The following is a 21,719-nucleotide window of genomic DNA, read 5'->3' on the forward strand; positions in this document are numbered from 1 at the left end:
CGCCCGCGGCATGGGGCCCTTCTTCGAGGACTGCGACGGCGTCGTCAGGGTGGTGACCCGTTGGGAGCCGGATCAGTCGGCGGTCGAGGAGCACGCGAAGCAGTGGCGCCCCGGCGGCGCGGGACGACGGACTGCTCCCCGGGTGAGCGCCTCGACGGCCGGGGCGGAGCCGCGGGCTTCGTGTCCTGGTTCCTCCTGCCCCGTCGAGGGGACGGACCTCGGCGGGTGTGATGACCGGAGGAGCTGCTCGACGCGTTCGCCGTTCGGGTGCCGCCGGACGTGTGCCGCGATCGCGGATCAGGGCCGGGTGGTGCCTTCGCCGTCGGGAAGGAGGGGGAAGATCCGGTCGAGGCCGGTGGTGTTCATGAGGCGGAGGGTGTGGTCGGGGACGGCGGCGAGCGCGATGTCGGCCCGGGCGGCGTGTGCGTGGTTGCGGGCGACGATCAGGGCGGTGAGGCCGCTGGAATCGCAGAACTCCAGGCCGGCCAGGTCGATCACGAGGTGCTGTCCCGGTCGGAGGGGGACGGCGGCGAGCAGGGCGCGCAGTTCGGGGGCGGTGTCGTAGTCGAGTGCGCCGAGGACCTCCAGGACGGGACCGGCCGCGGCGTCTCGGGTGGTGATCTTCAGTGGGCTCACGTCGTGTTCTTCGTCGCCGACCCGGGTGCCGGATGGGTGGGGACACCGAGGGCGAGCAGGGCGGTGTCGTCGTCCAGGCCGTCGCCGAAGCCGTCCAGGAGGCAGCTCAGTGCCTTGATGACGGCGTCCGGGGGCTCTCCGGCGTGGTCGGCGGCGAAGGCGAGGAGTGCTTCGTCGCCGTAGAGGGTGGTGCGGTCTCCACCGGTGCGGGCTTCGGTGAGGCCGTCGGTGTGGAGCAGGAGCGTGTCACCGGGGTCCAGGGTGGTGGTGGCGACGGCGAAGGGCGCGGTGGGCAGGATGCCGACGAGGAGGCCCCCGGGAGTGGAGAGGTGGCCGGCGTGGCCGTCGGCACGCAGGACGAGGGCGGGGGGATGGCCGCCCGAGGCGAGGCGGACGTCCGCCCGTCCGGTCTCCCCGTCGGGTTCGACGATGCCGAAGACGACGGTGCAGTAGCGCGGGTCCCCGGCGGTGTAGCGCTCGTGGAGGACCTTGTTGAGGGTGGTCAGGACGGCGGTGGGGTCGGGGTCGTGCAGGGCCGCGGTGCGCAGGGTGTAGCGGGTCAGGGAGGTGACCGCGGCCGCTTCGGGTCCCTTGCCGCACACGTCGCCGAGGAAGAAGGCCCAGCGTTTGCCGTCGAGGGGGAAGACGTCGTAGAAGTCGCCGCCCAAGCGGTCCGGTGAGGCGGCGCGGTAGTGGGCGGCCGTCTCCAGGCCGGGGATGGTGGGCAGGGCGTCGGGCAGCAGTGACCGCTGGAGGACGGCGAGGGCCTCTTGCAGGCGGGCGCGATCGGCCTCTGCCTGCCGGCGGGCTTGTTCGGCGGTTTTGCGGGCGAGCAGGAGCTCTTCTTCGTAGGCGCGGCGGTCGCGGGCGTCGAAGACGGTGGTACGGATGAGCAGGGGATCGCCGCCGTCGCCGTGCTTGACGACGGAGGAGACCAGCACCGGCATCCGCCCGCCGCCGGTCCGTTTCATCTCCAGGGCGATGCCGCCGATCTCCCCCCGCATCCTGAGCAGGGGCGCGAAGTGCGTCTCGTGGTAGAGCTTGCCGCCCACGGTGAGCAGGTCGGTGAACCGCATCCGGCCCACCACCGCCCCGCGTTCCAGGCCGAGCCAGTCCAGCAGGGTGGCGTTGACCTTCGCGACGGTGCCGTCCATCAAGGTGGACAGATATCCGCAGGGGGCGTTCTCGTACAGTTCCTCGACGCTGTCCTCCAGCAGCGCGGCGAACGCCGCGGCCGGCGCTTCCTCGCCGTTCTCGTGGTCCGCGTCGTACGGGCCGGACTCCCGTCCGGTGCGGCACATCATCGCAGGCCCGCCAGGAAGCCGGTGATCGCCTCGTTGGTGGCTTCCGGTGCGGACAGGTGGGGGCAGTGTCCGGTGGCGTCGAGGGTGACCAGCTTCGAGCCGGTGATCGCCCGGTGGACGAAGGCGCCCACCTCCCGGGGGGCGATGACGTCCTGGGCGCACTCCAGGACGAGCGTCGGCACCGTCACCTTCTTCAGGTCGTCGCGCGAGTCCGAGAGGAACGTGGTCCGGGCGAAGACGCGCGCCATGTGCGGGTCCGTGGCGCAGAAGCTGTTCGTCAGCTCCTCGCCGAGTTCGGGCCGCTCCGGATTGCCCATGATCACCGGAGCCGTCGCCGACGACCACCCGAGGTAGTTCGATTCCAAGGACGCGAGCAGCTCGTCGATGTCCTCGCGGCTGAATCCGCCCCGGTAGCCCTCGTCGTCGACGTACCGCGGGGACGGCGCGACCATCACCAGCGCGCCGATGCGCCCAGGCGCCGCGTCCGCGGCCAGTACGCCGGTCATCGCGCTGACCGAATGGCCCACGAACACCGCGTCACGCAGGTCGAGCGCCTCGCACACCTCGACCACGTCCCGGGCGTAGCCCTCCAGGGAGCCGTAGCGTTCCTCCGAGAACGCGGACGGGTCGGAACGCCCCGAACCCACGTAGTCGAACAGGACGACCCGGTGGTCCCGCGCCAGGGCGGGCACGGTCAGCCGCCACATGTTCTGGTCGCAACCGAACCCGTGGGCCAGCACCACCGTCCGTCCGCGCGGGTTTCCGGTGACGGTGACGTTGTTCCTGCGTTCGATGTCCATGTACCCACCCTCTCAGGCGGCATTCGATTCCCCCGCACCGCCGTGGAACCCCCACGACTCCGCGCACCACTTCCACGGCTCCCGCGTGCCCCAGGTCACCGTCCCGGCCGGAACGTCCGCCGTTCGGGGGCGGAACCGGACCGCCGCCGTGATCTTCGATCCGGCCCCCGGCCACGAGACCGGTGGAAGACCGGGCCCGGCGGGGGACGGCGAAGAGAGCCGGGTACGGCTCCGCCACGGGGCCACGGCGTTCTCCACCGGCCTCAGCAGGCGGCGGCGTCCTCCACCGTCTCCCGCACCTCGAGGACGGTGTCGACCCCTGTGATCTCCAGGATCCGCTTCACCTGCGGTGTCGGGCCGGCCAGGCGGAGATCGGTCGTCCGCTGGGTGAGGATCAGCAGGTTCAAGAAGGAGGAGTCCGCGAAGGTGACGCCGGAGACGTCCAGAACCACCTTCCGGTACTTCTCCGCCGCTGTGCTCAGGGCCGTGGCCAGGGGAGCGACGGTCTGCATGTCGTAGGAGCCGTGCGCGACGACGACCCCGGCGCCGTGTGCCTCGTACCGCGCCACCGCGGTTCGGTCCGGGAGCCGCCCGCCGACCTGCCCGTCGGTGACGGCTCCGGCGTCGCGGCTTGTCGTGACGGCCCCGTCCAGAGACATCGTCGACCCCTTCCTGTGGTTCCCGCGCAGAGTCATGCCACCTGTTACGCGAAAAGTATGTCATGCATTAGGTGTCCGGCAATGACGGTCTCTAGAATGCCGTACATGATTGGAGTGCCCGAGTCCCACAGAGGCTGGACGTTCGTCACCAACCACGCGCGCGTACTGGCCGCCATCGCCGACGACCCGAACGTCCGGATCCGCGACATCGCCGCCCACTGCAGGCTCACGGAGCGGGCCGTCCAGCGGATCATCTCCGACCTCGAACAGGACGGTTACCTCTCCCACACCCGTGACGGACGCACCAACACGTACCGCATCGAAGCGGGCAAGGTGCTCCGCCACCCCGCGGAAGCGGGCCTGACCGTGGCCTCCCTGCTCTCCCTGCTCGTCCAGGACGAGGCGCACCGCGCCGGAGGGACGGAGGCACGGTCGTCACAGCCGGCCGAAGCCCCTCACGTCGGCTAGGGCCTGTCCGGCGGATCAGGGTCGGACAGGCCCTAGGGGGAGACCGGAAGCCGACCGCGGCCTTCCGGGCCTCAAGGGGGGCGTCCCTCAGGCCACTCATGGGTTCCGTCCGACTTCGCGACGCCCCGGGGCGTCTTCCGGACGTTCCGTGGGTGCTCACCCCCGGTTCATACCTCTGAGTGAGAGACGCCGGCTTCGGATCGGGAACCGCCGCGTGATCCCTAGGGTGTGCGTGCGGGCGGCTGGTAGCTGCCCGGTCGGCACGTTTCATCTCCGGGAGTTCGCGTGGCGCAGCAGCGCACAACCCTCCACCAGCGCCTTCGGTACCGGTTCGACAACCTGGTGGCGGGAGGGACCACCGTGCTCATCGGATGGCTGGCGGCGGCCTGTCTGGCCGTGGTGATCCCGGCGAGCATGGTCCTGGTCTGGGCCGACCGGAAGGCTCCGACCACCCTGTCCGGCCGGCTCCAGGCGGTGTGGGTCAGCGTCGGCCAGACGCTCAAGATCGGTGGGGCGGTCGGCTCTCCCGTCTACGTGCTGGCGTCCGTGTCGCTCGCCCTGGTGGCCCTGCTGTTCGTGTCGACGCTGGTCAGCCTGATCACCACGGGCATCGACCGGCGCATCAGGTCGCTCCGCCTCGGGCACTCCACCGTTCTGGAAACCGGGCACACCGTCGTTCTGGGCTGGTCCGACCAGATCTTCCCCGTCATCAGGGAGTTGGTCTGTGCCAACGCCAACCGGCGACGAGCGGCCGTAGCCGTCCTCGCCCCCAAGGACAAGGTGGAGATGGAGCAGGGGATCGCCACCCGCGTCACGGACCTCGGTACGACCCGGGTCATCTGCCGCACCGGTCACACCACCGATCCCCCGGTCCTGTCCAGGGTCGGTCCGCGGACCGCCAAGTCCGTGCTCGTCCTGCCGCCCGACGGCGAGACCGGCGACGCACACGTGGTGAAGACGCTGCTCGCCCTCGGAGCGGCCGTCTCCACCGACGGGAAGGCGGTGGTGGTGGCCGCCGTCCGTGACGCCCGCAACCAGCTCACCGCCCGACTGGCCGCCGGTCCGCGCGGACACGTCCTGTGCGTCGACCACATCGTTGCCAGGCTTCTCGTCCAGACCGCGCTCCAGCCGGGCCTCTCGCTCCTGTACCAGGAACTGCTGGACTTCGAGGGTGACGAGTTCTACACCACTGACGCCGGGAACCTGACCGGACGCACTTTCGGAGAGGCCCTGCTGTCGTTCACCACGTCGTCCGTAGTGGGCTTGTTACGCGCGGACGGCGCCGTCCTCCTCAACCCCGGACCCGATTCGACGATCCGGGCGGACGACCGGATCATCGTCATCACCCAGGACGACGACACGGCCGTACCGGACGACGCCTCCTCCTGCGTGGACGAGGACGCCATCGTCCACGCCGCCCCCGGGAGGCCCGTCGCCGAACGTCTTCTCCTGCTCGGCTGGAACCGGCGGGCGCCCCTCATCGTGGAACAGCTCGACCAGTACGTGAACTCCGGAACCGTCCTGGACGTCGTGGCGCGGGGCGACGACGCCACCATGCGCGACGCCCTTCGGGCCGCTCCGGCGAGAGACCACCTCGAAGTCACCTTCCGGAGTGGGGACATCACCGATCCGCGGGTACTGGCCGGCCTGGACGTGCCCTCCTACGACGGCGTGATGGTCATCGGTGACACGGGCCTGCCCGCACACCCGGGGCGGGCCCCGGAGACGGGATCCGAGACGGACGACCGCACGCTGGTCACGTTGCTGCACCTGCGGGCGATCGGGGACGCCGCGTCCCGGGAACTCGCCCTCACCACGGAGATCTCCGACGACGGCAACCGGCTGCTCGCGCCCGCCCGGGCCGGTGCCGACTTCATCGTGAGCGGCAGGCTGATCAGCCTTCTCATGGCGCAGATCTCGGAGAGCGACTACCTCGCCGCGGTCTTCGAGGAGCTGTTCACCGCCGAAGGGAGCGAGTTCCACCTGAGACCGGTCGGGGACTACGTCCGGCTCGACCGGGAGGTCGCCTTCGCCACCGCCGTCGAATCGGCGCGTCGGCGTGGGGAGTGCGCGGTCGGATACCGGCAGCGCGCGTCGGCCGGCACGGGTCCCGACCACGGCATGAGGGTCAACCCCGACAAGGGGCGTCCGGTCCGGTTCGCCCCGGGCGACTGGCTGATCGTGCTCGCCGAAAGCTGACCCCGGCCGGCCGGTGCGGCCCGCGTGCCGTGGGACCGGGCACGCCGTGCCCGGTCCCACGGTCGCTCATCGTGCCGAGTGGACCTCCAGCGCGGTGCGCACCGCAGATTCGACGGCTCCTTCGATCCACGCGGGCTTGACGGAGGTGTGGCACCCGGCGAAGTGCAGGTTCCCCTCGGCCCCGCGGACGTGGGGGAGGAGCTCGGTGTGCTGGCCGGGCAGCAGCACGGACGCCTCGCCGTAGGCGTAGGGGTCGCGCATCCAGGACTGGGTGCGTCCGACGCCGGTGTAGAAGACCTCGATCCGCTGCCCGAACACGTCCTGGACCCCGGCGAGGGCGCGGGGATAGCGCTCCTCGTCGTCGAACGAGTCCCACTTCAGGGCGTCGTCGGACCAGCTGTAGGAGGCGAGGAGCACCCCGCCCGGGCTGCCTTCGACGGGGTGGGAGGGCTGGAACACGAAGCGGTTGGGGTTGTCGGTGGCCGAGCCGCCGCCGATGACCCCGGCCGCCTCGGGCTGGTCGCGGGAGACCAGGCGCGTGGCGGCGTAGTGGACGCGCTGGGAGTCGGAGACGTGCCCCCGGGGCACGGAGGGGTGCGCGCCGAGCAGGCTGCCGTCCGCAGGGGTCTGTCCGAGCTGGTACTTCCGGTACAGGCCGGGCCGTACCGCTTCCAGTTCCCGTTTCCAGTCGGCTTCGTCGAACTCCCACCAGCGGCGGCTGAACTCCAGCAGCACCTTGGTGGCGGCGTCGTAGTGGAGTTCGGTGACCGCGCGCCGCTTGCCGTAGGAAAGGGCGGGGACGACCGGGATGTGGCGCAGTCCGGAGAAGGGGACGGTGATGATCGCGGCGTCCCCGGTGAAGGTCTCGCGCCGTACGGGGCCGGGGCCGCGGCCCTCGGAGACGGTGTCGATGGTGACCCCGCCGTCGCCGTGCTCGATCCGCGTGGCGCGGCGGTCCAGCCGCACGAGGTCCTCGACCCGCTCGTAGAGGGCGTCGACCAGGGTGGCGGTGCCGCCGGGCAGCTCGAAGAAGGCGGTGTCGGGACTGATGAGCGAAGCCCCGATGAAGCTGTGCACGAAGGCGAGGTGGAGACGGGAGGTGAGGTTCTCGACGGTGCCGATCAGGTCGATGGTCCGCTCGTCGAGTCCCGCCTCCTCCGTCAGGTACCGGAACATGGACATGTGGCCGTAACGCTGGATGACGCGGGCCCAGCCCTCGACGAGTTCCCTGTCCTCCTTGCCCTCGATCTCCCTGCGCACGGGGGCGAAGGCGTTGCGCACGATCTGTGCGGCGGGGACGGACTCGTAGGCCGTCGGGACGCCGAAGGAGCGGTTGACGGCCTGCGGGCCACGGGCGTAGTCGGCACGGCGGACGCGGATGCCGTTGACGAAGATCCAGGTGCGGTACGCGGGGCGGCCGGCCGCGTCGACGTCGACGAGGTGGAAGGGGCGGCGCTCGAGGCCGAGACCGTCCATCAGGCCGGTGACGAGCGGGTGGCTGCCGGGGATGCGCATGGCGCCGGCCTCGGCGTACTGCTTCGGGTCGGCGAAGGGCGCGGGGGCCTTCTCGTGGCCTCCGGTGCGGAAGGTCTTGATCCGGCCCCCCACCCGGTTGCCGTTGGCCTCGATGACGGTGACGCGGTGCCCGGCCTGCCGCAGCAGATGGGCGGCGATGAGCCCGGCGGGCCCGGCGCCGACGATCAGCACCTTGCGGCCGGGGCGGCCCGCCGTCCCGCGGGGCCGGGGCAGGCCGGTCCTCAGGAGGATGTCGGCATAGCGCGGCACGAGGGGCAGGTCGTCGTCGTCCCGCACCAGAATGGCCCGGGCGACGGTCATACAGGTGTCCCAGTCGGAGGGGGAGGCCGGTCGGGCGGGTGTCTGCGAGGCTCCGGCGCCGGACGCGGTGACCGCGAGTGCGCCGGCTCCCGCCGCCGTACCGGCGATGACGGTACGGCGGGAAGGTCCACGGGCGGGCTCGGGCCCGTCGACGGGGTCGGGGCCGGAAAGCGAGTTGGTGATCACGGGGCAACTCTCGCGGTCCCGTTCCGCCCCGGTACCCGAAAACCGTGGGGGAGGAGAACTTTCACCCGGACGTGCGGCGCGGACGGTTCGTGGCTGACGAACGGGGTTCTGTGCGACCCGGGACGGCGGAGCGGTCGTGGTGATCGACGAGAACCCCGAAGGCCCTCCCGGCCGTGCGCCCCGTCAGTCTGCCGGTTGCCATGAGCGACGGCGACGGTGGACGACCCCCGGCCGAGAAGCGCGGCGAACCGGACGAACAGCGGCGGCGGGTGGACGCCCTGGAGGCCACGGGGCCGTCGCGGCCCCGAGGCGCCACCTGCTCCGCTCGTCCGGCTCGGCCCTGCTCGTCCTTCTCGCCGCGCCCCCTGTCGGCCGGTCCTTCCGCACCAGTGGTGGACGGCCCTGACATCCAGGAGAGACTGGTCCGGTGGTCCTCGACCTGGTGGTGATAGGAACGGCCATCACTCTGGGCCCCCTGCACAACACCGCCTTCATCCTGTTGCTGTTCTCGCGACGAGGTGTCCGTCAGGGCCTGGCGTTCCTGTTGTCGTGGCTGGCCAACCTGGTCGCGGTGATCGCCGTGGTGGTGCTGACCGGCGGTCGGCCTCCCGAGCGTCACAGCACGCCTTCGACCGCCGCGATCGTCGCGAAACTCGTCATCGGCCTGGCGCTGGTGCTGTACGGGGCGTACCGGCACCGCAGGCCGCCCCGCCCGCACGGGCCGCCCCGCTGGACCGCCCGGGTCGACAACGCCTCCCCGGCCACGGCAGCGGGTCTGGCGTGGCTGCTGCAGCCCCGGGGCCTTGTCGCGGCCGGCGCCGCGACCGTCGTCGACGCGGACCTCTCCACCCTCTCCGACTGGCTCGCACTGGCCGCCTACTGCCTTCTCGCGACCCTCAGCCTCATCGCCATGGAAAACTGTACGTGGTCTGCGCACCCGCGGCCGCCGACGCCCGGCTCAACGCCCTGCGGGGCCGGCTGGGCGGACATCAGGAACAACTCGTCGTCACCCTCTCCCTGGTCGTCGGCGTGTGGCTGACGGCCCGGAGCATCTATCAGCTCGTCGCTTGACACCGAGGGCCGTGGCGATCGGACGGGAGTCCTCGCGGGGGTGCCGGGGCCCATGGGGTCCACCCGTGGGCTTCAGCCGACGCGCCGCGGGCGGGGCCCAGCCGCCGGCGGGGGCGGGCAGCCGGTTGCTCTTCCGGTCGGTACCGGGCCTTCGTCCGCAAGGGCGGGGACGGTCTCCAGGAGGCGGCCGGAATCCTCGAACCCGGCGACTCCGCGGGTGTCGTCGTTTGCGAGAACGCGCGGGCCGCGGCGGCACCCCAGCGGGCGTACGGCACCCCGCCGCCCGTGTCCTCGGCACCCGATCCTTCCCGAGGCCCTTTCACGCGGCCCGCGCCCCTCCGCGCGGGCGGCGGGGCGTGAGCGGCGGACCCGGAGGAAGCAGTTCGGCGGTGGCGAAGGCCGTCACCGCCGCCAGGATCACCACCGGGATCGTCTCGGAGTTGCCGAGCAACAGGACCACCAGGGCCACGCTGCTGACCGGGAGCCGCAATGCGGCGGCCGAGGCCGCGGCCATGCCGGCGGCGACCCCCGGGATCACCCCGAGGCCCGGCAGCGGCGCGAGCAGCACGCCCGTGGCCGCGCCCAGGAAGAGGACGGGGAAGACCAGTCCGCCGCGGAGGCTGCCCAGGCACAGGGCGTAGGCGGCGCCCTTGAACAGCAGGACGGCCACCAGCGCTCCGACGCCCCATGCGTGGGGATCGGCGGCGAGTCCGGCCAGCGTCGCCTGGCCCGACGAGGCGACGTCCGCCGGGGTGCGCCCCGTGGCGACCGCGTACAGGGCGGCGCAGCCCCCGGCGGCGACCGCGCAGACCACCGTGCGTACGAAGGGGGAGGCCGCCACGAAGACGGCGGTCAGCCGGCCGCCGATGATCAGCAGGTGCACCAGCGCGCCGATGCCGACCGCCAGCAGGACCGACCACACCACGTCCCCGGTGTCCAGGCGCGGGGGAGCGGTGGGGAAACGGATGGAGAGGCTGCCCGTCTCGAGACCGGTCCAGCGTCCGAAGCCGGTGAACACCACGGCCCCGACGCCGCTGGACAGCAGCGCGGGGAGCATGACGACGAACAGCTGCGGACCGCCCACGCCCGCCACCTCGATCAGGAGGACGGCCGCGATGAGCGGATTGCCGAAGATCGCGGCGATGGCCGCCGCCGCTCCCGCCGCGCCCAGCAGCGCGGTGCTCTGCGGGGTGGCCGGGGCGCGGACGAGGTGCCGGAAGAGCAGGGCCAGACCGCCGCCGAGCGCGATCAGAGGGGCCTCCGGCCCCAGGGCGGCGCCGAGCGGCAGGCTCGCGACCGCGGCGACGATCACTCCGGGCAGGGCCGCGGCGGAGGCCCCGCCGGCGTGCAGGCCGCCGGCGGGGACGTGGCCGCCCGCGCCGGGCAGCCGGGTCACGACCAGTCCCACGACGACTCCGGCGACGGCGAGCAGCGGCAGCGGCCACCAGGCCGGAGGAGAAGCCCAGCCGAGCGCCTCCGGCAGGTCCGCCCACATCGCGTGCTCCAGCTCGTGCAGGCCGACGAGGAACCAGAACGCGGCCAGCGAGACGGGGACGCCGATCAGGGCGCTGAAGACCAGGGCCTTGAGGTACGCGGGGGTCCGCAGGAGGACCCGCAGCCGGTCGGCCTCCGAGGGCTCTTCGGGCCCCGGGGAGGAAGCCGGAACCGTTTTCGACGTGGTCATGGATGTCCGCCCTTCCGGACCTGTGGACGTGGAGGCCGGGTCATGGTTCGGGTTCCTCGGGGGACGAGGAGGACCGGCGCCGTTCCAGCCCGATCCTGACCGCCCCGACGACGGCCTTCGCGATCACCCCCACGAGGACGAGGTCCGCCACCATCTGGCACGTGGTCAACGCGCGAGCCGTCTGCGAGACGGGCACGATGTCGCCGAAGCCGACGGTGGCGAAGACGGTCACCGTGAAGTACAGGGCGTCGTTCCTGCTGAGCGGTTCGGAGAAGGAGTGCCCTCCCTCTTCCCGCGCGTACAGGAAGTAGGTGGCCGAGAACAACAGCAGGAACAGCGGAACCGCGGTGCTCAGGGTCTCGACGGCGCGGAGCCGCGGGTACGGCGACCTGACGATGCCGACCGCCTGCAGGGCCAGGAGCGCGCCGATCCCCAGCATTCCCAGGGCGAGCACGACGACGGTGTGCTGGTCGAGGGCGCTGTCGAGGGGGAGCAGGAAATAGGCCGTGGTGCTCGTCGCCACCACGGCCGCCGAACGCAGGAGGGGCAGGAGGGGCCGAACGCGTGGGGGACGCGGCCGCCGGTCCCGCCCTCCCCCTCGCGGCACGCTCATGTGGGCTGCGACTCCTTTCCGGTGGACCGCCCGTCCACCGCGCCGCAGGGAACGTCCGGCCCCACGCCGGACGCCGTCGTGCCGGGGGACACGGCGGCCGTCGGCTTCACCGGCTTCGACTGCACTGCCATGCGGATCTCCTGCGAAACGCTTCACGGGTCGTCGTGCGCGGCGGAGCGCCCGCCCTCCGTCCAGCAAAAGTGCTTCCGCCGGGTCTCGCTACCGGAGGCGAGCCGCATGCCGTCGTCCGGGTGTCGACGCGCCGCGGCGTCGAGGAAGACACGCCGGGGCCGGCCCTCGGTGCGCTGTCGGCTCGAGGACCGGCCTGGTTCCCGGCCCGGCGGGCCTCCGGCGGGCCCGTGGTGCTCGCGTCCCCGCGTCCCCGTTCTCGAGGACCTCGCCCGATGCTTCCCCGCCGCCGTCCCGGATGCTCCGGGGCCGCCGGCCGGGTGTCAGTACCTCGTCGGCCGGGGAGCGACGCACAGACCCCAGATGACGAGGGCGTCGATCACGATGAGCAGTGACGCCCACCACGGCGTGTGGGGAAGCCACATGAAGTTGGCGATCATGCTGAGCCCCGCCAGGCCCACGCCGACCGCCCTGGCCCACGTGGCGCCCTTGTACACGGCGGCGCCGGTGAGCGCGACGAGGATGCCCAGGACGAGGTGGATCCATCCCCACCCCGTCAGATCGAGCTCGTAGACGTAGTTGCGGGTGGCCAGGAAGACGTCGTCCTTGGCGATGGCCGAAATGCCCGCGAGCAGCGTCATGACGCCGCTGAAGACCATGATGACGGAGGCGAAGACCAGCCAGCCGCTGCTGTGCGTCTCCCCGTGCCGACCGGATGTGCCCGTGTGGGTCGTCATGACAGGCTCTCCTTCTGTCGCTGCCCGCCGTGACTTCCCGTCCGGCGGACCGGATACCTCCAATCTGAGCCCCGGCGCCCCCTGACGCACGTCGGAGAAGGAGCCACCCCCGCCGCCGTGACCTCGGCGTGCGGAAAGGGCGCTTTCCGGCCGTTCCGACGACCGCGGGGCCGGACAGGGGTGCTCCTGTCCGGCCCCGCCGCTCGTGTCCGCTCTCCGCCGGGGCCCGTCGTCGGAGAAGGGGAGCCCGTGGGAACCGCGGAGCACGGAACAGGAAGTCGTTCGTCGTCTCCCGTCGTCGGTCGCACGGGAAGGAGAACGGGATGCCGCCCGGGGCGCGCGCACGGGCGGACTCGGCTACCCGGCCGTCCGCGCGCGGCCGGCGGTGCCGCGGCCGAGGAGGAGGCCGAGGGCGATCATGCCGATGCCGAGGAAGAAGTGCAGCCAGTTGTCGGCAGTGTTGACGGGGACGAAGTTGGCGGCGCTGTCGTGGTCGATGAACATGCCGTACAGCCACAGCACCAGGTAGACGGCGCCGCCGACGACGAGGTAGTTGCGGGCGGTGCCGGCGCTGCGGGCCAGTGCCAGACCGGCGACGCCGAAGAGGAGGTGGACGATGTTGTGCAGCACGGACACCTGGAAGATGCCCAGGAGCTTGGCCTCGGAGTGGTGGGCGGCGAACTCCATGGTGTCGTAGTGGGTGGTGATGCCCGGGACGAAGCCGAGGACGCCGACGAGGAGGAAGACCGCTCCCACGGCCAGAGCCGCCTGCTGGACCGGCGTTCTGGCGTTGCGGGAGGAAGGGGTGTGCGTCGTCACGACATCTCTTTTCGTTCAGGAGCGAAGGCAGTCCCGGTCGCCCGGTCCGTCATGGCTTCCTGCGGGTGCCCCCGGTTGCGGCGGACATGCCGCGTCGGCCCGTACGAATCCCCTCGCGCCGGCCGCGATCGGTGTCGCGTCACATGAAGGGGCTCACGGAGCGGGCCCGCTCCCACATGCCCGCCGCCTGCTGACCGGCGCGCTGCTGCTCGCCGTGCAGGGCGTTGAGCACCACCAGGCATCCGGTGAACGCCGGCACCGCCCACTGGGCCCAGGTGAGCTGTCGGCGGGCCTTGTCCAGGTCGACGGGGTGCGTGGCCGCCTTCTCGGCGTCCTGGGGGTCGGGGGAGGAGGCCAGTTCGACCTTCTTGCCCAGGACACGGGCGTAGGCGGTGGCGGCCAGGGCCGCGGCGGTGACGGCGGTCTTGGCCGCCGTGGAGGCGGCGACGCCCTGCTGGGCGGCGACGCGGTGGGCGTTCACGGCCAGCAGCCCCCCACTGCCGAACAGGTGCGCGGCGATGGCGGCGGCGTTGACCGGTGTCCACTTCGCCCAGCCCGCTGAAGCGATCCGGTCCGTGGCCGCCTCGGTCCCGCCCTCGCTCCGGGCCGCGCCGTTGAGGCCGACCGCGCCCATCAGCGAACCGCCGAACCAGGCGGCCAGGCCCACGTCGTGCAGACTGCGGATGAGCGTGTTGCGTTCGGACATGACCGTGCTCCTTCTGGAAGGTGGGCCGCCCGACACGGGCGTCGGGCAGACAACACCCCACCTTCGTCCGCCCCGATTGCCGTCGCCATCGCGGTGGGCCGGACGGGTACGGCCGGATCACGGGCCGGACGCCGGTTTCGAAGGCGCGGTCCGGGTCCCGGGACGCCGGCCGCCCCGGTTCCTCCCCGTCCGGGGCAGCACGCCGCGGATACCCGGGAGGGAGCGCACGGGGGTGAGGACAACGGGATTTTCGGGGCAGAGAAACGTGGAGGAACGAGGGCGCTGGGAGGCGGACATGACTGACCGGATCGGTTTGGCCGACGTGCTGGCCGCGGCCGAGAACGCCGCGCCGGTGGCCTCGCTGGACGTGGTGGCGCGTGACCTGCGGGAGCGGTTCGACGCGCGTTACGCGTCCTTCCTGTTCGTCGACGTCGTCGGCCGCACGGTGGTGCGGGTCACCGAGGAGACGTCCACGCGGCAGGGCCGCAGCGCCGAGCGGATTCCGCTGGTCGGCAGCGCGTACGACGAGGTCCTGCGCTCCCAGAAGCTGCTGCGGACCGAGGACGACGACGGAGGGCAGCGGGTCCTGGCCCCGGTCACCAACCGGGGCGACACGATCGGCGTGCTGGAGCTGTTCCTGCCCGAGGCCACCGAAGAGGTGCTGGAGCAGGTGGAGCAGGCCGCGCACGCACTGGCGTACATCATCGTCACCGACCGCCGCTTCACCGACCTCTACCACTGGGGACAGCGCACCACCGAAGTCAGCCTCGGCGCCGAGATCCAGCGCCAGCTGCTGCCCTCGGCGCCCTCCATGGAGGCGGCCGAATTCTCCCTCGCCTGCGCCCTGGCCCCCGCCGACACCGTCTCGGGCGACACCTACGACTACACCCTCGACCACGACGTCCTGCACCTGTCGATCACCGACGCCATGGGCCACGACGTCGACGCCGCCCTCATCGCCACCCTCCTGATCAACGCCTCCCGCGGCGCCCGCCGTGCCGGAGCGGACCTGGCCGAACAGGCCCGGCAGGCCCACCGGGCCATGCTCACGTACGGCCGGCGCACCTTCGCCACCGGCCTGCTGCTGCGCGTCTCCCTCGACGGCAGCGGCGCGCAGCTCGTCAACGCCGGCCACCTGTGGCCGCTGCGCCTGCGCGAGGACCGGGTCGAGGAAGTCCCCCTGGCCGTCAACCTGCCCTTCGGCGTCGACGCCCCCGCCCCCCACCGGGTGCAGGACCTCGACCTGAGACCCGGCGACCGCCTCGTGCTCTACACCGACGGCGCGCAGGAACGCCGGACCGAGAACGTCGACCTGACCGGCCTGATCCACGACACCGCGGGCGAGCACCCCCGTGAGGTCGTCCGGATCCTGACCGCCGCGGTCGCCGATGCCGCCGGAGGCCACCTCCAGGACGACGCCACCGTCGTCTGCCTGGACTGGTACGGTCCCGGCGCCGGGAGGCGGCACGCCGACACGGGTGCCGACGCGTAGGGGCTGCCCTGCGGACCAGGGTCGGACGGGCCGCGGCGTCCGGTGCGGTGAACCACAGCCGCACCCGTCCCCGGGAGACCGGTTTCCCGACGAAGGCCGACACCCCGCCTCGTACAGGCCCGGCGGCCCTCAGGGCGCGGCGTGGAAGTACCGCACGCAGGTGCGCAGCAGGCCGTCGTCCGCGATCGTGAACACGTCCACGAAGCGCTGTTCGGCCGCGGTGCTCTCCGGCGCGACCCGGCGGCCCGTGGCGATCACCGTGCGGTTCTGCGCGACGACCTGGTCCACGACGTGCCGGGCGCCGGGAAGGGCGTGCAGGACGTGGGCGCGCAGTGCGTCGGTGCGGCCGCGGGCCGCCTGCCGACCCGGGAGTTCGAGGACCATCGCGTCGTGCAGGAGCGAGCCGCAGCCGTCGAGGTCGCCGCCGTCCAGGTAGTCGTAGAGCAGCCGCACGTGGTCGATGCCCGCGGCGGTCACCAGGTCCCCGCTCCCCGGGTTTCCGGTCGTCATGGTGTCTTGGCTGTTCAACGGTGCCAACCCCTTTCGCCTTCCGTCCAGGATTCTGCGAGGACCGCCCAACTTCCCGTTATCGCCGCCCTATCGCGGAGCCGGGGCCTTCACGGCATGGACAGGAGCGGGGGGGATGTGGAGACTGTCTTCACATGATCCTGACGTCCCGGCGCGGACCGGCACGTTCCGGTGTGGCGCGGTGCGGTTCCGGTGTGTCGTCTCATCTGTTGCGTGGGGGAATCAGTGGCTGCTGCCGACGGCGGGTTAGGGGACGTGGACGTTCCGGGCGGACCCCGTCTCACCTTCCGGGTCCTCGGACCGCTCCAGGTGCAGGGCACCGCCGGGCCGCTGCGCGTGCCTCCCGGCCGGCAGGAGGTGATCCTCGCCGCGCTCCTCCTGGAGACCAACAGGATCGTGAGCACGAGCCAGTTGGTCGACCTCATCTGGGAGGACAATCCGCCGGAGACCGCCAGGACCCAGGTGCAGATCTGCGTCTCCCGGCTGCGGAAGCTGCTCGTCGACGCGGACGGCGAGGTCGCCCTCACGACCCGGCCGCCCGGGTACGTGCTCCACACCGGGGCCGGCAACGTCGACGCCGCCCTCTTCACGGGTCTGGTGCGGCGCGCCCGCTCGCTCGGTGAGGGCGGCGACCGCGAGGAGGCGGTTCGGCTCCTGAGATCCGCGGTCACGCTCTGGCAGGGAGACTGCCTCACCGGACTCGACAGCGGCCCGCTCGCCAACGCGGCCCGGCAGCTCAACGAGGAGCGCCTGGCCGCCGTGGAGCTCCGCATCCGGCTCGAACTCGAACTCGGCCACCACGACCGGCTCGTGGGGGAACTCCAGCGGCTCACCCACGAACACCCCCTGCGGGAGAAGCTGCACGGTCAGCTCATCCAGGCCCTCTACTGGTCCGGCCGGCAGGCCGAGGCCCTGGAGGCCTTCCGGACCGCCCGCCGCTACCTCGCGGAGGAGCTCGGCCTCGAACCCGGCCGCGAACTGCGCGACCTCGAAGCCGCCATCCTCGCGGGTGAGCTTCCGCCGCCCCCCGCCCCCGCCCCGCCGCTCGTACGGGGTGCCACCGCGTCCGGCCCCGAGGCGCCGGACGGGGGCCCCGCCGCGCTCGACGCGGCGTCGCCCGCGCCCATTGCTGAATCGATTCGTCATGAGACCGTTCCCCATCAGCTCCCCGCCGACATCGCCGACTTCGTCGCCGACGGACAGCGGCTCGGCACCCTGGAGAAGGCCCTCAGCGGCGACGGACGCGGCACCGTCGGCCTCGCCGCCATCACCGGCAAGCCCGGAACCGGCAAGTCGACCCTCGCCGTCCACGTCGCCCACGCCCTCGCCGAGACCGGCTTCCCCGACGGGCAGCTCTACTGCGATCTGCGCGGCACCACCGCCGCCCCGGCCACCCCCGTGGAGGTCCTCGGCCGCTTCCTCCGCGCCCTGGGGATCCCCGGCCAGCTCATCCCCGAATCCCTCGACGAACGCGCCGAGATGTACCGGACCCGCCTCTCCACCCGGCGCGTCCTCGTCGTCCTCGACGACGCCGCCGGCGAGGGCCAGGTCCTCCCCCTGCTCCCCGGCAGCCGCGGCTGCGCCGTCCTCGTCACCAGCCGCGCCCGCCTCACCGCGCTTCCCGGCGCCCACCGCGTCGAGCTCGACGTCCTCGACGAGGACCGGGCCCTCGAACTCCTCGCCCGCATCGTCGGCGGCGACCGGGTCGCCGGCGAGGCCGCCGCCGCCGAGGCACTGGTCCGCACCGTCGGCCGCCTGCCGCTCGCCCTCCGGATCGTCGCCGCCCGCCTCGCCGCCCGCCCGCACTGGACCCTCGCCTCCATGGTGCAGCGGCTCGCCGACGAGCGGCACCGGCTCGACGAGCTCGCCCACGGCGAGATGACCATGCGCGCCAGCCTCTCCCTCACCTACGAAGGGCTCGCCCCCGAGGACGGGGGGCTGCTGCGGCTGCTCAGCATGGCGCAGGCGCCGACGCTCCCGAGCTGGCTCGCCGGCGCGCTCCTCGACGACCACCGGCCCTTCCCCTCCGACCTGATGGAGCCGCTGGTCGACGTGCAGATGCTCGACGTCGCCGGCGTCGAGCCCAGCGGCGGCTTCCGCTACCGCTTCCACGAGATCATCCGCGTCTACGCCCGCGAGCAGCTCGCCGCACAGCACCCCCCGGACGTCCGCCGCGCCGCCTTCGCCCGCATGGCCGGCGGCTGGATGCACCTCGCCGAGGAGGCCCACCGCAAGGTGTACGGAGGTGACTTCACCGTGCTGCACGGCACCGCGCCGCGCTGGCGGCCGCCGTCGCCGTACGCCGACGAGGCCCTCGCCGACCCGCTCGCCTGGCTCGACGCCGAACAGGCCGCGCTCTGCGGCATGGTCGGGCACGCCGCCGAAGAGGGTCTGCACGACCTCAGCTGGGACCTCGCGACCTCGCTCGTCACCCTCTTCGAGGTGCGCGGCCACTACGACCTGTGGGAGTCGACCCACCTCACCGCGCTCGCCGCCGTCCGCAAGGCCGGCAACCTCCGCGGCACCGCCGCGATCCGCGCCTCCCTCGGCTCGCTCTACATGAGCCGCAACCAGTACGACACCGCCCGGCAGTCGCTCAACTCGGCCCTCGACGTCTTCCAGGCCCTCGACGAACCGATGGGCGAGGCGCTCTGCCGTCGTGACATGGCCCTGATCGCCCGGACCAACGGGGACGACGCCGCCGCCCTGGAGCTGTACCGTCGCTCCCTCGCGGACTTCGGCCGCGCCGACGACGTCGTCGGGCGCGCCATCGTCCTCACCCAGAGCGCCCACATCCGCATGCGGCAGGGCGAGATCGACCTCGCCCAGAAGCAGCTCGACGAAGCGCTCGACATCTACGAGGGCATCGGCTACGCCGGCGGCCGGGCCCGCACCCTGCGGCGGGTCGGCCAGGTCCTCCTCGAACAGGGCAGGAACGACCTCGCGGTCCTCACCTTCACGGAAGTGCTCGAACTCTGCCGGGACTCGGGCGACGTCATCGGCGAGGGGCACCTGCTGCGCGACCTCGGCCACGCCTTCGCCATGATGGGACGGCCGGACCGGGCCCGCGACTTCTACGACCGCGCGGTCTCCTCGCGGGAGCAGGTCATGGATTTCAGCGGTGGCGCGCTGGCGCGCCTGGACCTGGCGCGGCTGCTGACGGACGAGCCGGGACGTTCGCGGAAACTGCTGGTGCCGGCGGTCGAGGTGTTCCGCGAACGGCGGATGACACGGGAACTCGCGGAGGCGGAGCGGCTGCTCGGCGCCTGCTGAACGCCTCCGCACGGAAGTCGGCGGGGCGGACGGGCCCGGGGGAGTACCGGGCGGGGAGTGCTGTGGGCCGGTGCCCGTGACGGGAGCGGGAGCGGGCAAGCCGATGCCCGCGGGACGACGGGGCGGGGCCGGTGGCCGACCGGCTTCCGGGCGTCGGGTCCGACGCGCGGCGTGCCGCGGGGGCGTGTCGTGGGGGTGCGCCGGGATGTGCTCACGACCCTGCCCGAGGGGCGTCGGGCCGAGCGGGGTGGTGCCCGGGGCGCCTCGACCGCGGAGACCGCGGGCGGTGCGTCGGGTCGCGCCGTACTTCCGGTCCGGGACGAACGGCCCGGGACCACGGGGACGTACGCGGGGACGTCAGTCCCAGGGGTTGTTGTCGGTGGTGGGGCTGGGGGTCGGGGTGGGGGCGGAGGACGTGGCCGGGGTGCCGGTGGCCGGGGCCGGGCCGTCGGCCCAGCTCGCCTGGAGGCCGAAGCCGGTCACCAGGACGACCAGGGCGGAGGTGACGGCGGCGCGGAGGGCGGTGCGGGCGGCGGTGGTCTTCTTCTGCATGGGACTCTCCGTCTCGTGTTCCGTGCGGGCCCTTCGCGGGCTCCGTCCGGGCCCCTTCCTGGCTTCGTCCGGGGCTGTCGTTTCCTTCTGGACACCAAGCTACGAAGGGGCGGATTCACCGCACCGTCCGCTGCCCTATCGCCCCGCTATCACCGCACCGCCTCCGCCCGCTCCGGGACGCGGACCGCTATCACGGGCCGCCGGACGGCCTTCCACCGCTATCTCCGCGCCCCTTCCGGAAGCCCCCGGCACGGTTAGTGACGCGATGCCCCGTCGATAGGCGCCCCCCGGAACCTGGTGCCAGCAGACGGCGAGGAGCCGCCGCACCCGGCCCCGACCAGGCCGGCCGCCCGGCCCCGCCCCAACCTGACCAGCGGGAGCACTCCATGACGACCGGTCTCTCCCCTGAGGGCACGTCGACGGCCACCGCCGCGATCGGCGCCCTCATCCGCGGACACCGCCTCCGCATCGGCCTCACCCAGCGCGAGCTCGCGGACCTCTCCACCATCAGCGTCCGCGCCATCCGCGACCTGGAGAAGGGGAAGGCCCTCCGGCCCCGCGCCGACACCGTCCGGCTGATAGCCGACGGCCTCCGCCTCGGCCCCCGCGCCCGCGCCGCCCTCGAGGACGCGGCGAGACGGGGCCCCCAGGGCGGAGCCGGCCGCCACCAGCTCCTGGAACGGTGCGCGCCTCCCGTCCCGCTGCACCCGATGATCGGCCGACAGGCCGAGGTCACCGTCCTCGCCGAGGAGCTGCGCTCCGGCGCCGAGCGCCTGATCACCGTGGTCGGACTCAGCGGCGTCGGCAAGACCAGGCTCGCCCTGGAGACCGCCGCCCGCCTCCACGACGCCGGCCTCCCCGTCCTCTGGCACACCGTCCCCGGCGCGGCCCCCGACTGCCTGCCCCACGACGGCGACCCGCTCGCCGCCCTCGCCACCACCTGCGCCGCCCACCTGCGCCTCCCGGACCGCCCCGCCGCCCCTCCGCACGCCACGGAGTCCGGTACGCGGCACCTCTACGGTCCCGAGGCCGCCGCCCCGTACGGCTTCGGCGGCCGGGACGCGCAGCCGCCCGCGGAACTGCTCGCCGTGCTCGGGGACCGCGACGCGCTCCTCGTCCTCGACGGGGCGGACTGCGCGCGCCTCGACTTCGCCCGGCTGAGCAGGCTGCTGCGCGAACTGCCCGGTCTCCGCGTCCTCGTCACCGCCGACGCTCCCTGGGACGTGCCCGGCGAGCGCCTCTTCCTCCTCGCGCCGCTGGACGCCCCGCGCCCCGACGGCACGCCGTCCGCCGACGCGCCCGCCGTACGGTTCCTCTTCAGCCGGATTCGCCGGGCGCGGCCCGACATCGTCGCGGACGAGCGGAGCCTCGGCGACGTCGCCCGCGTCGCGTACGGGCTCGACGGGCACCCCCTCGCCCTCGCCGCCGCCGCGTCCTGGCTCACCGTCTGCGACCTGTCCACCCTCCGCGGCATCGTCGAGACGGACCCGGCCCCGCTCCTGGACCACCTCTCCGACGGCACCTCCGGCCCGCACCTCCGCGACGGCGTCACCCGCGCCCTCGACGGCCTGTCGGCCGGCCCCCGGGACCTCGTCGCCCGGCTGTGCGCCACCGCCGACGCCGACTTCGACCTGGACGACGTGGTCCGGCTCACCGGCCGCCCCCTCCCGGACTGCGGACGCATGGTCCGCGCCCTGCTCATCGGCGGTGCCATCCGCCCGAGCACCGACCACGGCCGCTCCGCCTTCCGTCTCCTCCGCGTCGTCCGGGCCCTCGCCGCGACCTCGCCCGCGCCCGCCGCCCCGGCCGCCGTCGCCGCCCCCGCTGCCGCCTGACTGCCGCAGCGCCGCCGATCCGCTGCCTTACCGCCGGAGCAACTGCCGCTCCGGGGCCCCGCGGACGGGTTGTATGGCCACTGCCGGCCGGTCGCCACCAGCCGACCGGCCGGCCGGACGGAACCCGGACGGACCCGCCCGGCGATCCTCGGGCGGGTCCGCCGGACCGCTCCACCGCCCGGGACCGCGATC

19 protein-coding genes are annotated in these 21,719 nt (G+C 73.0%); 6 read left to right on the forward strand and 13 right to left on the reverse strand.

Features of this window, described 5'->3' with window-relative positions:
* Window positions 1–297: 297 nt before the first annotated feature.
* The 4 genes from CP977_RS30135 to CP977_RS30150 form a co-directional block, all read right to left on the reverse strand.
* The gene (locus CP977_RS30135; RefSeq protein WP_152371146.1) at window positions 298–636 is read right to left on the reverse strand and encodes an STAS domain-containing protein; all 339 of its coding nucleotides are present in this window, start codon (window positions 634–636) and stop codon (window positions 298–300) included.
* Window positions 633–1,937 (reverse strand): PP2C family protein-serine/threonine phosphatase, encoded by a 1,305-nt coding sequence (locus tag CP977_RS30140; protein ID WP_152371675.1) that lies wholly within the window; start codon window positions 1,935–1,937, stop codon window positions 633–635. The genes CP977_RS30135 and CP977_RS30140 overlap by 4 nt, the downstream gene beginning before the upstream one ends.
* Window positions 1,937–2,740: an alpha/beta fold hydrolase gene (locus CP977_RS30145; protein ID WP_109184559.1), complete on the reverse strand. Its 804-nt coding sequence runs from the start codon at window positions 2,738–2,740 to the stop codon at window positions 1,937–1,939. The genes CP977_RS30140 and CP977_RS30145 overlap by 1 nt, the downstream gene beginning before the upstream one ends.
* Before the next feature lie 263 nt (window positions 2,741–3,003).
* Window positions 3,004–3,399 carry an STAS domain-containing protein gene (locus CP977_RS30150; RefSeq protein ID WP_152371147.1) on the reverse strand — a complete coding sequence of 132 codons (396 nt, stop codon included), beginning with the start codon at window positions 3,397–3,399 and terminating at the stop codon, window positions 3,004–3,006.
* Window positions 3,400–3,504: 105 nt separating this feature from the next.
* Here CP977_RS30150 and CP977_RS30155 point away from each other — a divergent pair, with 105 nt between their 5' ends.
* Both CP977_RS30155 and CP977_RS30160 read left to right on the forward strand, forming a co-directional pair.
* Window positions 3,505–3,867: a helix-turn-helix transcriptional regulator gene (locus CP977_RS30155; RefSeq protein ID WP_062756721.1), complete on the forward strand. Its 363-nt coding sequence runs from the start codon at window positions 3,505–3,507 to the stop codon at window positions 3,865–3,867.
* Between the two features lie 285 nt (window positions 3,868–4,152).
* Window positions 4,153–6,066: a CASTOR/POLLUX-related putative ion channel gene (locus CP977_RS30160; RefSeq protein WP_152371148.1), complete on the forward strand. Its 1,914-nt coding sequence runs from the start codon at window positions 4,153–4,155 to the stop codon at window positions 6,064–6,066.
* A gap of 66 nt (window positions 6,067–6,132) precedes the next feature.
* Here the strand turns inward: CP977_RS30160 and CP977_RS30165 are convergent, their stop codons facing one another.
* Window positions 6,133–8,085, reverse strand: a complete 1,953-nt coding sequence (locus CP977_RS30165) for a flavin monoamine oxidase family protein (protein ID WP_109184964.1) — start codon at window positions 8,083–8,085, stop codon at window positions 6,133–6,135.
* Between the two features lie 430 nt (window positions 8,086–8,515).
* Between CP977_RS30165 and CP977_RS30170 the strand changes: the two genes are divergently transcribed.
* Window positions 8,516–9,127 (forward strand): GAP family protein, encoded by a 612-nt coding sequence (locus CP977_RS30170; RefSeq protein ID WP_308017200.1) that lies wholly within the window; start codon window positions 8,516–8,518, stop codon window positions 9,125–9,127.
* A gap of 351 nt (window positions 9,128–9,478) precedes the next feature.
* On the opposite strand, the gene CP977_RS30175 is transcribed toward CP977_RS30170, so the two are convergent.
* The 6 genes from CP977_RS30175 to CP977_RS30195 all read right to left on the reverse strand — a co-directional run bounded on the left by CP977_RS30175 (window position 9,479) and on the right by CP977_RS30195 (window position 13,847).
* Window positions 9,479–10,843: a chloride channel protein gene (locus tag CP977_RS30175; protein WP_152371149.1), complete on the reverse strand. Its 1,365-nt coding sequence runs from the start codon at window positions 10,841–10,843 to the stop codon at window positions 9,479–9,481.
* Between the two features lie 40 nt (window positions 10,844–10,883).
* Window positions 10,884–11,366 (reverse strand): potassium channel family protein, encoded by a 483-nt coding sequence (locus tag CP977_RS30180; protein WP_234363720.1) that lies wholly within the window; start codon window positions 11,364–11,366, stop codon window positions 10,884–10,886.
* An 86-nt stretch (window positions 11,367–11,452) separates the two neighbouring features.
* Window positions 11,453–11,587, reverse strand: a complete 135-nt coding sequence (locus CP977_RS35270) for a hypothetical protein (protein ID WP_260321782.1) — start codon at window positions 11,585–11,587, stop codon at window positions 11,453–11,455.
* Window positions 11,588–11,908: 321 nt separating this feature from the next.
* Window positions 11,909–12,322, reverse strand: coding sequence for a DUF7144 family membrane protein (locus CP977_RS30185; protein WP_062750457.1), 414 nt, complete (start codon window positions 12,320–12,322; stop codon window positions 11,909–11,911).
* A 357-nt stretch (window positions 12,323–12,679) separates the two neighbouring features.
* The gene (locus CP977_RS30190; RefSeq protein ID WP_062750455.1) at window positions 12,680–13,141 is read right to left on the reverse strand and encodes a DUF4383 domain-containing protein; all 462 of its coding nucleotides are present in this window, start codon (window positions 13,139–13,141) and stop codon (window positions 12,680–12,682) included.
* Window positions 13,142–13,280: 139 nt separating this feature from the next.
* Entirely contained in the window at window positions 13,281–13,847 is a 567-nt protein-coding gene (locus tag CP977_RS30195) for a hypothetical protein (protein ID WP_062750453.1), read from the reverse strand.
* Window positions 13,848–14,142: 295 nt separating this feature from the next.
* On the opposite strand from CP977_RS30195, the gene CP977_RS30200 reads away from it, so the two are divergent.
* Window positions 14,143–15,339 carry a PP2C family protein-serine/threonine phosphatase gene (locus tag CP977_RS30200; protein WP_152371150.1) on the forward strand — a complete coding sequence of 399 codons (1,197 nt, stop codon included), beginning with the start codon at window positions 14,143–14,145 and terminating at the stop codon, window positions 15,337–15,339.
* A 129-nt stretch (window positions 15,340–15,468) separates the two neighbouring features.
* Here CP977_RS30200 and CP977_RS30205 read toward each other — a convergent pair whose 3' ends face one another.
* Entirely contained in the window at window positions 15,469–15,849 is a 381-nt protein-coding gene (locus CP977_RS30205; RefSeq protein WP_109184565.1) for a nuclear transport factor 2 family protein, read from the reverse strand.
* A gap of 273 nt (window positions 15,850–16,122) precedes the next feature.
* On the opposite strand from CP977_RS30205, the gene CP977_RS30210 reads away from it, so the two are divergent.
* On the forward strand, window positions 16,123–19,140 hold the full coding sequence (locus CP977_RS30210; RefSeq protein WP_062750447.1) for an AfsR/SARP family transcriptional regulator: 3,018 nt from the start codon (window positions 16,123–16,125) through the stop codon (window positions 19,138–19,140).
* 357 nt (window positions 19,141–19,497) lie between these two features.
* Here CP977_RS30210 and CP977_RS30215 read toward each other — a convergent pair whose 3' ends face one another.
* The gene (locus CP977_RS30215; protein WP_062750445.1) at window positions 19,498–19,692 is read right to left on the reverse strand and encodes a hypothetical protein; all 195 of its coding nucleotides are present in this window, start codon (window positions 19,690–19,692) and stop codon (window positions 19,498–19,500) included.
* A gap of 386 nt (window positions 19,693–20,078) precedes the next feature.
* On the opposite strand from CP977_RS30215, the gene CP977_RS30220 reads away from it, so the two are divergent.
* A complete protein-coding gene (locus CP977_RS30220; RefSeq protein ID WP_152371151.1) occupies window positions 20,079–21,527 on the forward strand; it encodes a helix-turn-helix domain-containing protein in 1,449 nt (482 codons plus the stop codon).
* The last annotated feature ends 192 nt before the right edge of the window (window positions 21,528–21,719 follow it).

Origin of the sequence: Streptomyces cinereoruber (assembly GCF_009299385.1) — a bacterium.
Lineage (GTDB): Bacteria > Actinomycetota > Actinomycetes > Streptomycetales > Streptomycetaceae > Streptomyces > Streptomyces bikiniensis.